The following is a 14078-nucleotide window of genomic DNA, read 5'->3' as shown; positions in this document are numbered from 1 at the left end:
CGCCACGCCCCGGCAGTCGCGCCGCGCGGGCAGCCACGCCAGCGCGGCGGCGACCGGCGGCAGCCCGGTGACGTCCGCGTACGCCAGCCCGGGACGCGGATACAGCTCGCGCAGCGCGGCCGGCAGCAGCGCGATGCCCTCGCCCTGTGCGACTGCCAGCAGCAGCGACTCCAGATCGGTGACGGCGGGCCCGAAACGTACGGCGGTGCCGTCGGGGCGCGGATTGACCGTCCAGTGGTCCCACCAGCCGCGTACCGACTCCCCCGCCACGTCGACGAAGACCCGGTCGGCGAGATCGCCGAGCGCCACCGGCCGCTGGAGCGACAGCAGCGGGTCACCCGCCGGAACGCACACCACCCGTGGTTCCAGGGCCAGTTGGAGCGTGCTGATGCCCGCGGGCAGCGGCGAGCGCAGAAACGCCGCGTCGACCTCGCCGCCGCGCAGCGCCTCGACCTGGCGCGCGAAGTCGAGGCCGCACATCTCGACGACGGACTCCGGGTTGCGGGCACGGAAGCGGGCGAGGATCTCCTGTGTGTACGGCATCGCCGCCTCCGCGCCGACGAACCCCACCCTCAACCGTCCGCTCACCCGGCGCACTTGGAGCTCGACGGCCTGACGCAGCCGGTCGGCCGCCTCGACTGCCGCCGTGGCCACGGGCAGTAGCGCACGGCCCTCCGGCGTCAGCTCGACGCGGCGCGTGGAACGCTCCAACAGGGCGATGCCCATACGGCGTTCGAGAGCGGTGATCTGTCTGCTGAACGCGGGCTGGCTGATGAACATCCGTCTCGCCGCCTGCCCGAAGTGCAACTCCTCGGCCAGCGCCAGGAACAGGCGCAACTGGTGAACGCTCGGATCACCGCCGCCCGTCGGACTCCTGCCGTCCCTGCCGTCCCCACTGCCACCAGGCTCTTCCACCCCGTACCCCCCGTGCTCCCCCGAAGATCCCCATACCGAATGCTGCATCATTTTGCACCGTAACGGCAGGAGTTTTCCCTTTCTTCGCGATGCTCCCTGCCAGCACGATGGGTGACGTCTCCGGGACGCTCAGCCATCGGGCGAGCGGACGCCGGAGCGCCCAACGAAGGGGGAACACTGTGAAGAAGTCACCGCGTAAGGCACTGGCCGTGCTGACCGCGTCGGCGGCTCTCGCCGGCGGCACGGTCCTCGCCGGTACGACGGCGACGGCCGCACCGCAGCAGCCGTCCGCACAGTCGCAGCAGCTTCAGCGGCAGGTGGACGGCTTCCTGGCCGAGGAACAGGGGGCACGCCAACTCTCCGCGAACAAGGTCGCGTTCAAGGGAGGCACCGTCACCTTCCCCGGGGACGGCCGGAAGCACTCGGCGCTGCGCGCGCCGTCCTGCCGCCACGGTCATCTGTGCGTCGTGGACGGACGCGGCCGGAAGTACGACTACTACCGCTGCGGCACGTACCAGTTCCTGGGCATCGGGAACGGCACGTTCAACAACAACCAGACGTCGGGCACGGTCGCCCGCTTCTACAACCGGAACGGCAGCCTGCGCTGGACCAACCGTGCCAAGGACACGGGCACCGCGAGCTGGACGCCGGTGTGGAAGATCAAGCCCTGCTGACGACCGCTCGCCACGGCCGATCGCCCCGCGCCACGGGCCCGTTGACGGTCATGACGCGGGCCATGGCGCGGACGCCTCCGGCACGGCGGTGAACGGCGTGAACGGCGTCGACTGAACGGCTGTGCCCCCGACCCGCGACCCGGGCCGGGGGCACAGCACATGGGGCTCGGCTCCCGCCACGGCTACAGGTGGTCGATCTCCGTGAGATCGACGTCGACCGTGAACGGCACGTCGAGCTTCAACCGGTCGTGGTGAATGCCCGTGACGGCATAGACCATCGTCGTGGGATCGAGTTCGTACACGTAGACCACGGGGCGCTCGCCGTCACCGGTCATCTCGACGCGCCAGAAGTGCGGGATGCCGGCGCGGGCGTACTTGTGAGGCTTGGTGTCCCGGTCCCGTTCCTGCGAGTCGGGCGAGACGACTTCGACCGCGAGCACCAGGTCGGCGGCCTCGTACCGGGTCTGGCGGCCGTTTCCGTCCGCCTCGGCGCGGACCACGCAGAGATCAGGCTCAGGCACGGTGCCGCGGCTCAGGACGACCGCCATCTCCCGCCGCACCCGCAGATTTTCGGGAACGGTGCGGCGGAGCCCTCGTTCCAGCAGATACATCGCCAGCGAATGGAACTTCCGCTGTGGGCTCACGAAGACCAGGCTCCCGTCGATCAGCTCAGTGTGCGGCGGGAGGCCGGGCAGGTTGAACAGATCGTCCACGGTGTAGCCCTGCCGCGGTGGCACGGGCCACCGCGGTGCGGCGTCCGGGGAATCGCCGCTGGTGGACACGGGCTCGGCGGTCATGGTTCCTCCCATGGACGGGATTCTCTGCCCCTCGTCCACCGTAGCGGGGCAGAGCGGCAGGTCGTCACTCGGAAGTCTGAGCGAAAAGCGCCGCATTGACGGCGCTTCCCCTCGCGCGCACTCGCGCGAAGCGCGGACCGCGCCCCGCTCACTCCCACTCGATCGTGCCCGGCGGCTTGCTCGTGATGTCGAGGGCGACGCGGTTGACGCCGGAGACCTCATTGGTGATGCGGGTGGAGACGCGGGCCAGCACGTCGTACGGAAGGCGCGACCAGTCCGCCGTCATCGCGTCCTCGGAGGAGACGGGACGCAGCACGACGGGGTGTCCGTACGTACGGCCGTCGCCCTGCACGCCCACCGAGCGGATGCCCGCCAGCAGCACGACCGGGCACTGCCAGATCTCCCGGTCCAGACCCGCCGACGTCAGCTCCTCGCGGGCGATGGCGTCGGCCTCGCGGAGCACGTCCAGACGTTCGCGCGTGACCTCGCCGATGATGCGGATGCCCAGACCCGGGCCGGGGAACGGCTGGCGCTGGACGATCTCCTCGGGGAGGCCCAGCTCCTGGCCGACCATGCGGACCTCGTCCTTGAAGAGCTTGCGCAGCGGCTCGACCAGCTCGAATTCGAGGTCCTCGGGGAGGCCGCCGACGTTGTGGTGCGACTTGATGTTCGCGGCGCCGGTGCCGCCGCCGGACTCGACGACGTCCGGGTAGAGGGTGCCCTGCACGAGGAAGGCGACGTCCTCGCCGGCGGCGCCCGCCTCGGCGACCAGTTCGGCCTGCGCCTGCTCGAAGACCCGGATGAACTCCCGGCCGATGATCTTCCGCTTCTGCTCGGGGTCGGTGGCGCCCGCGAGCGCGGAGATGAAGCGGTCCGCCGCGTCGACGACCTTGAGCTGGACGCCCGTGGCCGCCACGAAGTCCTTCTCCACCTGTTCCGTCTCGCCCTTGCGCATCAGCCCGTGGTCGACGTACACGCAGGTGAGCTGTGTGCCGACGGCCTTGTGGACGAGGGCGGCGGCGACCGCGGAGTCCACTCCGCCCGACAGCCCGCAGATGGCGCGCTTCGTGCCGACCTGGGCGCGGATCGCCGCGACCTGTTCGTCGACGATGCTCGCCGTCGTCCAGCTCGGGGTGAGCCCGGCGCCGCGGTAGAGGAAGTGCTCCAGGACCTGCTGGCCGTGGGTGGAGTGCATGACCTCCGGGTGGTACTGGACGCCGTAGAGCCTGCGTTCGTCGTTCTCGAAGGCGGCGACGGGGACCATGTCCGTGGACGCGGTGACGGCGAAGCCCTCGGGGGCGGCGGAGCACGCGTCGCCGTGCGACATCCACACCTGCTGGTGCGCCGGGGTGCCCTCGAAGAGCGTGGAGGCGGCCTTGGAGACGGAGAGTTCCGTACGTCCGTACTCGCGGCTGCCGGTGTTGTCGACGGTGCCGCCGAGGGACCGGGCCATGAGCTGGAAGCCGTAGCACAGGCCGAGCACCGGGACGCCCGCGTCGAAGAGCGCGGCGTCGAGGGACGGTGCGTCGTCGGCGTACACGGAGGCGGGGCCGCCGGAGAGGATGATCGCCTTCGGGTCCCGGGCGAGCATCTCCGCGACCGGCATCGTGGACGGCACGACCTCGCTGTAGATCCGCGCCTCACGCACCCGGCGCGCGATGAGCTGCGCGTACTGGGCGCCGAAGTCGACGACGAGGACGGTCTCCGGGGCGTCCGGAGCCGCGGCGGACGCGGCGGAAGCTGCCTCGCGGGACGCGGCGGAGGCGGAGGCGGATTCCGGGGAGCCTGAGCCCCGAGGGGCGGGCGCTGATGCCACGGAGCGGCTGCCTTTCGGCCTTGCGGCGGGTGGTACGGAGCATGGTCTGGCGGTGCACGGTCCGGCGGTCCGGACGCGTCGGGCACCGTGCGGGAGCGGCGGGCGGCGGAGCGAGCGCCGCTCTCGATGCGTACGGCCGATTCTAACGGGAGGCCGCGGGGCCCCGGCTTGGCCTCGGTGGACGGCCGGTGCATACTGTCCGGCATGTTCACGCAGCCCGTCACGACCAGCTTCTGGTTTACCTATGGCAGCACCGGCCCGTCCGGCTGCCCGGGTAGAGCTGCTTGATCCANCCCCGGGCCGATCAAGGCCCGGGGCGCCGGTCGTTTCCGCTCCCGCGGGCCGTGAGGTCCGGGGCTCCGGCGCACACCGCACGCGGCGCACGCGCCCGAGAACGGAGACGGACAGACCATGAGCACCGACACCGCCACCGATACCGGCCCGGTCACGGGATCCGGTACGGCCGCCGATACCGCCGCTTCCACTTCCACTTCCACCGGCACCGGCACCGGCACCGGCACCGGCACCGGCAGCGGGGAAACGGCGGACGCGCAGGACGCCGCCGGCGCCCGCCCCCGCATCGACGAACTGGACGCGCGGATCATCGCTCTCGTACAGGAGCGGCGGACCGTCTCGGCGGGCATCCAGCAGGCGCGCATCGCGGCGGGCGGCACACGCGTGCACCTCGCGCGCGAGATGGAGATCCTCGACCGCTACCGCGGCGAACTGGGCCGCCACGGCACCCAGCTCGCCATGACGCTGCTGACGCTGTGCCGGGGACGGCTCTGAGGCGCGACAGCGCCGGGCGGCAACGCCCGCGTATGCCCGTCCCGTTCGCACAGTGCGGCAAATCCGCAGCGCAGCGGTCACCCGTACGGTGCGTGACCGGCCCGTGAGACGGTTCGTTGGTCCCGGTGACCCCGATGGCCGCCGGACGTGCGGCGGTTGGGGCCGCGCCATCGCAGCGATGAGACGCCCGTTCCTCCCGTGGGCGGAGACGGAAGTGTCGTGGGACCTCGCTCGGCGCGAACGTGACCGGTCAGCAGGGGACAGCAGCCCGGTCACCAACTCTCCCCGTACGGGGAGAGAGTGGCCGGTCCCGGGGACGCCCAGGACCGGCCACTCCGCGGAACCCGACGCACCGTTCAGGAAGATTCCCGGGGAGTTTCCCCAGCGATGGTAGAAATTCCGGCCAGCCGGTACGGATCCCGTGACCGTCTGCGTCGAACTCCTTGCGCGGTACGTGCCCATCGAGCACGATGCACACGAACTCCTCTTCGTTGACCAGCCGTTGACCGGCGCCGCGGCGTCCTGCCGTGGTTCCGGCCGACCAAGCGGCACTACCCCCGGTGCCGCTCCCCTCAGCCCGGGCGCTGCCCTGACGCCCGAGCTGACGCCGAGGGCCCCGTGACGCCGCCCCCAACAGGCCGGCGCGACGGGGCCCTTCGCGTGTCACGGCCCGCCGGGCCGCGCCCGAGCACGCGGACGTGCTCAGTGCCTCAATGCCTCAGCGTCTCCGTACCTCCGCTACTCCGCCTCCGCGCCCTTCCGCGCGGCCGTGCTCTTCCGCTTCGCCGTACCCGTCCGCGCCGCCGTACCCTTCCGCTCCGGAATCTCCGGCACCGGCAGCACCGTCACCCGCAGCTCCCCGAACGCGCCCTCCGGCACGGCCGGTTGACGCGGCGTCACCGGTTCGAGCCGTACGTACGCCGAGCCCTGCTCCGGACGCGGGTCCTCCTCGCCCTTGTTCGGCCACAGCGAGGCCGCACGTTCCGCCTGCGCCGTGATGGTCAGCGCCGGGTTGACGCCCAGGTTCGCGGAGACGGCCGAACCGTCCACCACCGAGATGCCCGGGTAGCCGTACAGCCGGTGGTACGGGTCGATGACGCCGCTGTCCGCGTCCGCACCGATCGGGCAGCCGCCGAGGAAGTGCGCCGTGAGCGGCATGCCCATCAGTTCGCCGAGGTTGGTGCCGGGGAAGCCGTTGATCTCGTCCGCGAGGTGCCGCGCGGCCTCGGCGCCCTCCGGGATGTAGGCCGGGTTGGGCGCGCCGTGCCCCTGGCGGGCCGTGAGCAGGCCCTTGCCCAGACCCTTCTCCTTCCGGTACGTGGTCAGGGAGTTGTCGTGCGTCTGCATCACCAGACCGATGATGATCCGCTCCGACCACTTGCGCGCCGAGAGCGACCGCAGGAACAGGGCGGGGTGGCGCAGACAGGTGGCCAGGTACCCGAGCGCCTTCGGCAGCTTGGTGTCGTGGTTGACCTGGAGCGTGGTCAGCGCGCTCATCGCGTTGGAGCCCCGGCCGTAGCGGACGGGCTCGATATGGGTGTGCTCGTTCGGGTGGATGGAGGAGGTGATGGCCACACCCCGTGTGAAGTCGAGCTTCCGGCCGTCCTTCCACTTCTTGCGGTAGCGCCGCTCGACGGTCTGCGCGCCTACCAGCGCCTCGGAGTTGGTACGGGTCAGCTCGCCGAGGCGCGCGGAGAGCCGGGGCAGCGTGCCGGTGTCGCGCATGCGGTGCAGCAGGGTCTGCGTCCCGTACGTACCGGCGGCGACGACGACCTTGCGCGCGCGCAGCACCGTACGGGGGCCGTTGCGCTTGTCCGTTGCCACGGTGGTGACCGCGAAGCCTTCACCGCCCGGGAGTTCGGCCACCTCGCGCACCGTCGTCATGGGGCGGACCTCGGCGCCGGCCTGCTCGGCGAGGTGGAGGTAGTTCTCGTTGAGGGTGTTCTTCGCGCCGTGCCGGCAGCCCGTCATGCACTCGCCGCACTCGGCGCAGGCCCGGCGCGAGGGCCCCGCACCGCCGAAGTACGGGTCGGCCACCTCGCCGCCCGGCTTCGCGGTGGCCGTGCCGTCCGCGTCCTCGCCGTCGCCGAAGAAGACGCCGACGGGCGCCATATGGAAGCTGTCGCCGACGCCCATCAGCTCCGCGGTCTTCTTCAGATGCTCGTCGGAGGGCGTCATGGTCGGGTTGAGACGTACGCCGAGCATCCGCCGCGCCTGGTCGTAGAAGGGCTTCAACTCCTCCTGCCAGTCGGTGATGTGGCCCCACTGGCGGTCCTGGAAGAAGGCCGGCGGCGGTACGTAGAGGGTGTTGGCGTAGTTCAGCGAGCCGCCGCCGACGCCGGCGCCCGCGAGGATCATGACGTTGCTGAGCACATGGATGCGCTGGATGCCGTAGAGACCCAGCGCGGGAGCCCAGATGTAGTTCTTGGTGTCCCAGGAGTTCCTGGGCAGGGTCTCGCGCGTGAAGCGCCGCCCCGCCTCCAGCACCCCGACGCTGTAGCCCTTCTCCGTGAGACGGAGCGCCGAGACGGAACCGCCGAAGCCGGAACCGATGACAATCACGTCGTAGTCGTACGAACCGCCCGCGTTCTGGGCGGAGTTCTCCTCGGACACGATGGGCCTCCGGTGCGAGTGGTGCGGCTCGGTACGTGCCGCGCGCGGTGCGCGCGGATGAGTGCGGTGGCACGGACGGGTGCGGTGCGGGGGCCGCGCGGCCGATGCGCGAGCCCCCGTCGCCCGCGTCAGCGGAAGCGGAGCGCCTTCAGCACCTTGAGGGAGACGCTCATGAACTTCGCGTACGCCGCGTCGTTCATCCCCCACGACGGCGCCATGGGCAGCAGTCGCTGGTGCGCGATCGTCTGCGCCTCGGTGTACTTGAGGATGCCCTCGCTGCCGTGGCGTCTGCCGAGCCCCGAGTCGCCCATGCCGCCCATCGGCGACTGCACGCTGCCGTACGCCGCGGCATAGCCCTCGTTGACGTTGACCGTGCCGCTGCGCAGCCCTGCCGCGACCTGGCGCGCGCGCCGCCCGTCGCCGCCCCAGACGCTCGCGTTCAGGCCGTACGCCGTGGAGTTGGCGAGTTCGACGGCCTCGTCCACCTCGGCGTAGCGGTAGACGGAGACGACGGGACCGAAGGTCTCCTCCGCGCACACGGCCATCGGCGACTCGACGCCGTCGAGGATCGTGGGCTCGTGGAAGAGCGGTCCGACGTCGGGCCGCGCGCGCCCGCCCGCGAGCACCGTCGCGCCCTTGGCGACGGCCTCCTCGATATGGCGGGTGACGTTGTCGAGCTGCCGCTGCGAGACGAGCGACCCCATGTCGGCGCCGTAGGCGAGCGCCGAGCCGAGCTGCAACTGCTTCGTACGGGCGACGAAACGCTCCAGGAAGGCGTCGGCCACCGACTCGTGGACGTACAACCGCTCGATGGAGATGCACAGTTGGCCCGCGGAGGAGAAGGCGGCGCGTACCGCGCCCTCCGCGGCCCGGTCCAGGTCGGCGTCCGGCAGCACGATCAGGGCGTTCTTGCCGCCGAGTTCCAGCGAGGCGCCCACCAGCCGCTCGGCGGCCTTCTGCGCGACGCCGCGTCCGGTCCGGGTGGAGCCGGTGAAGGAGACGTAGTCGCCGCGCTCGACGACCGCGGGCCCGATCACATGGCCCTCGCCGAGGACGACCTGCCACACCCGCTCCGGCAGCCCCGCCTCGATGAGCAGCCGGCGTGCCCACAGCGCGGTCAGCGCGGTCTCGGTGTCCGGCTTCATCACGACGGCGTTGCCCGCGACGAAGGCGGGCAGCGCGTCGCCGACGCTGAGTTCGAACGGGTAGTTCCACGGCGCGATCTGGGCGACGACGCCGCGGGGATGACGGTGCTCGGACACCTTGGTGAGCACGGGGATCGCGCCGGTGTGACGCTTGGGCCGCAGATACGCCGGGCCGCGGCGCCCGTAGTGCCGGGCGGCGACGGCGACGGCCTGCACCTCCTCGTGGGCGTGCAGCCGGGTCTTGCCGGTCTCGAGCTGGATCAGGTCCAGCACCTCGTCCTGGCGCCGCAGCACCAGGTCGTGGAAGCGGAGGAGCACCGCGGCCCGCTGCCGTACGGGCAGGGCCGCCCACTCACGCTGTGCCTCGCGCGCACGGTGGAAGGCGAAGGCGACGTCCTCCGGTGTGGACTCGGGGAGTTCGGCCAGCTTCCTGCCCGTGAACGGCGTGTGGTTGATCGTACGGCCGCTGCCGATCACGCCCTCCGCGAGCTGTGCCACGAGCTCGGGGGTGACGACGTCGGCTGCGGTGCGCGCTCCCTCCGGGGACGGGGTCACGGGGTTGAACTCGGGGGCGGTCGCGTGGTCGAGCACAGGGCTGGGCACCGCGGCGGCCTCGGGGGTGCCGCCGCCGTCTCCGCCCTCGCCGCTTCCGCCGGCGGCAGGCTCGGTGCCGCTGTCCTGGGCGCCTCGGGTGTCCTGCGTGTCCGTCATGCGAGAGAGACTACGACCGCGGAAACACGCTGCATACCCGGCGGTAACACCTTTCACCGAATCTGCCAGTGAACGCTGGCACGGCGGGGCGCGGGCTCCCGCGGCACGGGGCCGTAAGGGCGTCGGAACGGCGAGGTCAGCGCGCCGTCGGCCGGTAGGTGTCCGCGACGGCTTCGAAGTGCCGGTCGATCTCCGCCTTCTTGCTCTTCGAGCCCATCACCATCAGCACGTGGTAACGCCCGTCGATGATCATCGCGCGGTTGCGCGCGTACACCTCGCGGCCGCCGTCCCGCCAGCTATAGGTGCCCTCGGCCATCGCGGTCTCGCCGACGTCGATGCGCCGCAGCCCGGAGGTCGACGCCCAGTCCGAGGCCCGGTAGGCCTTCAGCTCCGGCTCGTGGTCGCTCTGGTACGACATCGGGTCGCGGCCGAACTTCCGTACGCTGTCACGCCCGTTGACGAGGACCATCTCGACCTGGCCGCCGTTGTAGTGGACCTGGCCGCCGCCGGTCGTCGAGCGGCGGTTCCACGCCTGGGGCACGGCGACCTGGAAGCCGGCGGGGTCGCGGCTGAGCTTGTAGCCCTTCGGGACGCGGCCCGCGGAGTCGGACGGCCGGGGGTCCCCGGCTCCGTCGCCCTGACCCTTGCCGTCGCCCTGGCCCTTTCCGTCACCCTGGCCCTGGCCGCCGTCGCCGGGCTCCGCCGGGCGGCTCTCGCCGCCGACCGAGCCGCGCTGCTGGTTGCCGGCGCCCGACGAGTCGCCGTCCGGCATGAACCACACCGCGTACGCCAGCGCCGCGACCAGACCCGCGAACACCAGCCNTGACGGCCCCGCCCTGCCCCTTGGCGGCGGGCTGCGAGCGGTGGCGCGCGGGCTGTTCGCGCTGCGGCTGCGACTGCGACTGCGGCTGCGGCTTCGCGGCGGACGGCGGGGGCGGGGACGGAGGCGACGCGTACGCCTGCTCCCACTGCCGCGTCGGCTCCGGCTCCGGCGCCTTCTCCCACTGCGGCGTCGGCTCCGGCCGGGGTGCCTGCTCCCACTGCGGTGCCTGCTCCGGCTGGGGCGGCATCTGCGGTGCGGCGGGCTGCTGTTGCGGAGGCTGAAGGGGCTGCGCGGACGGGGGCGGGGGCGCCGCCTGGAGCGGCTGCTGCCCCTTCGGGGGTCTCTTCTGCCGCTGGCGGCGCTGGCGTTCCTGCCGCTGCTGGCGCTGTTCCGCACGGGCCGCGCGCCGGGCGGCCTTGCGTCTGCGGACGAGTTCTCCGCGGCGGCGCAGTATCGGCAGCCGCCGGGGGTTCGACGTACCGCCCGGGTCGAGGGACTGCGCGTACACCGTGTGCCAGCCGACCTCGGGCTCCGGCGCGGAGCGCACCAACGAGCGCAGCCAGCCGCGCAGTTCCTCGAAGTCGGGCCGTTCCGTGGGGTCCTGACGCATCAGCGACTCGACGACGGGACGCAGCGGCCCGCACTCCTCGGCGAAGGCCGGCGGCTCGCCGCACACCATCTGCACCAGTTCGGCGACGTCGTCCTCCGGGTAGGGCCCGTGGCCCTGCACCGCGCGGAAGAGCAGCACGCCCAGCGCCCACAGGTCGGCGGAGGGGCCGACGGGCGGGGCGAGCCGCCAGTTCCGGTGTACGGGCCCGGCCTGCTCCGGTGCCCAGCGCTCGCTGACCGCGCCGACGACCGTCATCCGCGCCTGCCGGGCGCGTTCGGCGGCGAGCGCGGTGGCGGGTCCGTGGAAGCCCTCCGCGTCGTCGGCGCCCTCGCCGCCCCAGGGCCGGTCCTCGGGTTCGTCGGCGAACTCGTCGTCCTCGTACGGGTCTTCACCCGCGTAGGGATCCTTATCCGTGTACGACGTGTACGGGGCGTGGCCGTGCGCGGTGTCGCCGGTGGCGCCGCCGTGCGCGTCACCGCGGGTGTCGCCGCGGGCGGCCGTGCCGTACGGGTCCCCGATGTACCCGACGGGCTCGCGGCCCTCCACCCGCTCCGTCACCGCAGGGCGCCAAGTGGCCCGTACCGGGAGGCTGTTGGGCGGGCGCGAACCCGGCAGATCGGTCGGGGTGACCTCGTCCTCGCCCGAGGGCAGCCAGCGCACGAAGTCGTCGGGCGCGGTGTGCGGGCCGGGCGCGGGCGGCGTCGAGGCGGGACGGTTCCACCAGTCCTCGCGCGGTGCCGCCGTCTCCTCCGGATCGTCTGTTCCGGCGCCCGTACCCGAACCCGTACCGGCTTCGGTGCCGCCGTGCGTACGGGCCGTACCGCGCCGCACACCCGCCTGGTACGCGGCGATGCCGCCCTGCGGCGGTCCGTCGTACGGGTCCGTCTCATAGCCGTGCCGTAACGGAGTTGACGCGTCCGGCCCCTCGTCCGTGTGGTGACGCTCGTTCACGTCGTGGCCGGCCGCCAGGCCCTGCCCGAAGATGCCGCGGGGTCCGCCGCCCGTACCGGAGGGCGGACCGGCGTCGGGACCGAGACCGGGACCGGCGCCGGGCCCGGAGTCCGTACCGGCCGGGCCGCCGTACGGGCCGCCCTGCTCCTCCGGCCGTACGTCGAAACCGTCCGGCAGAGCGGGCAACGGCCCGCCCCCGGCGCCGAATTGAACACCGCGCCCGCCGCCGTCGGCAGGACCGGCGGGGCTGGCGAGCCCGGGAGGTCCGTCGGCGGCGACGCCGGGCTCCGCCTCCGCGGAGATGCTCCCGCTCGGCGGCAGCGCCTCACGCCCGGAGTCCGGCAGCGGGTTGTACCCGCACAGCGCCTCCTGCGCCGCGCCCACCGCGAGCCCCGTGAGCAGCGCCCGCCCGTCGTCGCAGATCAGGACCGTACGGGCGGTGACGTTGCGGTGCGTCCAGCCGTGCGCGTGCACCACACGCAGCGCGGTGAGCACGTCGGCCGCGATCTCCGCCGCGCGGTGCGGCGTCAGGGTCTGGTGCGCGAGCAGCCGCTCCAGCGGTGTCGCGGGCAGCAGTTCGCTGACGATCCACAGCCCGTCACCTTCGACGAAGACGTCGAAGACCTGGTCCAGGCGCGGATGGTCGGGCAGCCGCGCCGAGGCGACCGCCGCCTCCAGCGCCCGCCGTACGGCAGGGTCCGCGGGCCTGCGCGTCGCCCGCCCGACGGAGCCGCGGAACGTACCGCCGGGCGCCGTCGGCCCGGCGCCCCCGCCGCCCTCGCCGTCCGCCGCCTCGCCGCCCAGTACCTCGGCCTCGACGACCTCCGGCAACGGCACCTGACGTACGAGCACTTCCTGTCCGCTGGCCGTGTCGTAGGCGACCGACTCCGTCAACTGGTGCGAAGCGGCCGGAGGTCGGGGCAGGCGGTAGCGGTCGGCGAGCAGCCGGCCCGCCTCGTCCGCATAGTCCTCCACGACGCCTCCCCACAGCGCGCGATCCCGTCAATTCCACACCGCATCCGCATCTTTACGGACGGATCCCGGTCCGCGGCCATTCACGATACGTGCATGAGCTGTCCGGCGCGGGCGGACTCGGGGACTTGCCGGCCCCGCACGAGTCCGCTACGGGCCGCCTCTCAGTGAAACGCCTGCCCGATTCCGCCTTCCCTCCCAATCCCCCGGAACGGGGGCGGGGAACCTTTCTCAGCCGACCGGCTTGAAGGTCTTGAAGGCGGTCTTGCGCAGCGTCCGGCACTCCTCGTCGTCCCACTTGTCGGCCTTGCAGGTGATCATGATCGCGTAGCCGTGCGAATCGTCCACCCGGAAGCCCCTGTTGAGCACGCGCACCCGGTCGCCGTCCTCGTCGCGCTCGAACTGCCAGTCGCCGACGGTCGGATAGCCCCGCCACTTCACACTCTTGATGCTGATGCGGTGGTATCCGCTGCTGCTGCCCTTCACGGCGGGCTCCTGCGCGCGCCAGCCGTCGGCGGCGTCCTTCAGCGGGTTCGGGCTGAAGTCGACCTGGATCTTGGGCAGTCCGCCGTCGGAGTACTTGGCGCCGGAGTTGCGTCCGGCCACGCCCGACTGCTCGAAGTCCTCGGGCAGCGCCATGCTGAAGTGGAAGCGCTTGTCGGTGACGTCGGTGTAGTCCTCGGGCAACGAGGCGTCGTCGCCGGGCTCTTCGTCGCCGCCGTCGCCGCTCTCGGAGTCGCCGGGCGACGGAGACGAACTCGCCTTGCCGTCCCCGCCGTTGTCGTCCTTGCCGCCCTTGTCGTCCTTGCCCTTCGCGGCGTCCGGGTCCTTCTGTCCCTTGTCGCGCTCACCGCCGGCGCCCGAACTCGACGCCTCCTTGCCGGACTTGGAGTCGTCACCGCCGCCGCTGCCCTGGTTCACCGCGAGGACGACGATCAGCGCCAGCGCGGCCACCACGGCCACCGCCGCGACCGCCAGCGTACGGCGCGAGAAGCGCCCGGCGAACTCCGAGAGGGCCGTGACCGCTCCGCCGGGCCCGCCGCCGGAGGCCGATCCCGGAGCGGCGGCCGGGGACGCGGCGGGAGACGCGGCGCTTCCCGCCGCGGCCTTCTCCTCACCGGACGCCGACGTGCCGGACGCCGGTGCCGCGGCCGGAGTCGCCGACTCCGCGGACTTCGTGGTGCCGCCGGACGCGGTCCCGGCAGCGCCGCCACCACCCGATCCGGTACCGGTGCCGGATCCGGCCTCCGTACCGGCCGCGG

At 72.5% G+C, this 14078-nt stretch carries 8 protein-coding genes and 2 pseudogenes; 2 read left to right on the top strand and 8 right to left on the bottom strand.

The window, feature by feature from the left end; genetic code table 11:
- The coding region (locus AN218_RS10660) for a LysR family transcriptional regulator (protein WP_070016544.1) at positions 1 to 837 on the bottom strand (837 nt) is incomplete at its 3' end.
- Positions 838 to 1094: 257 nt separating this feature from the next.
- Between AN218_RS10660 and AN218_RS10655 the strand changes: the two genes are divergently transcribed.
- Positions 1095 to 1589 (top strand): hypothetical protein, encoded by a 495-nt coding sequence (locus AN218_RS10655; protein ID WP_070016543.1) that lies wholly within the window; start codon positions 1095 to 1097, stop codon positions 1587 to 1589.
- Between the two features lie 182 nt (positions 1590 to 1771).
- On the opposite strand, the gene AN218_RS10650 is transcribed toward AN218_RS10655, so the two are convergent.
- Together AN218_RS10650 and guaA are read right to left on the bottom strand one after the other, a co-directional pair.
- The gene (locus AN218_RS10650) at positions 1772 to 2386 is read right to left on the bottom strand and encodes a Uma2 family endonuclease (protein ID WP_070016542.1); all 615 of its coding nucleotides are present in this window, start codon (positions 2384 to 2386) and stop codon (positions 1772 to 1774) included.
- Positions 2387 to 2534: 148 nt separating this feature from the next.
- Positions 2535 to 4202, bottom strand: a complete 1668-nt coding sequence (guaA, locus tag AN218_RS10645; RefSeq protein WP_079132021.1) for a glutamine-hydrolyzing GMP synthase — start codon at positions 4200 to 4202, stop codon at positions 2535 to 2537.
- Positions 4203 to 4613: 411 nt separating this feature from the next.
- Between guaA and AN218_RS10640 the strand changes: the two genes are divergently transcribed.
- A complete protein-coding gene (locus AN218_RS10640; RefSeq protein ID WP_070016541.1) occupies positions 4614 to 4991 on the top strand; it encodes a chorismate mutase in 378 nt (125 codons plus the stop codon).
- Between the two features lie 738 nt (positions 4992 to 5729).
- On the opposite strand, the gene AN218_RS10635 is transcribed toward AN218_RS10640, so the two are convergent.
- The 5 genes and pseudogenes from AN218_RS10635 to AN218_RS10615 form a co-directional block, all read right to left on the bottom strand.
- Entirely contained in the window at positions 5730 to 7604 is a 1875-nt protein-coding gene (locus tag AN218_RS10635; protein WP_070016540.1) for a GMC family oxidoreductase N-terminal domain-containing protein, read from the bottom strand.
- Between the two features lie 128 nt (positions 7605 to 7732).
- On the bottom strand, positions 7733 to 9460 hold the full coding sequence (locus AN218_RS10630; protein WP_079132020.1) for a succinic semialdehyde dehydrogenase: 1728 nt from the start codon (positions 9458 to 9460) through the stop codon (positions 7733 to 7735).
- Between the two features lie 136 nt (positions 9461 to 9596).
- Entirely contained in the window at positions 9597 to 10232 is a 636-nt protein-coding gene (locus tag AN218_RS36590; RefSeq protein ID WP_070016539.1) for a hypothetical protein, read from the bottom strand.
- Between the two features lie 1729 nt (positions 10233 to 11961).
- Positions 11962 to 12819, bottom strand: a pseudogene (locus AN218_RS39175) (protein kinase); the annotation flags it as partial.
- A 228-nt stretch (positions 12820 to 13047) separates the two neighbouring features.
- Positions 13048 to 14078 (bottom strand): annotated as a pseudogene (locus AN218_RS10615) (serine/threonine protein kinase); the annotation flags it as partial.

The sequence above is a fragment of the Streptomyces nanshensis genome (assembly GCF_001751255.1).
Lineage (GTDB): Bacteria > Actinomycetota > Actinomycetes > Streptomycetales > Streptomycetaceae > Streptomyces > Streptomyces nanshensis_A.
This window is presented reverse-complemented; position numbering and strand designations above follow the sequence as displayed.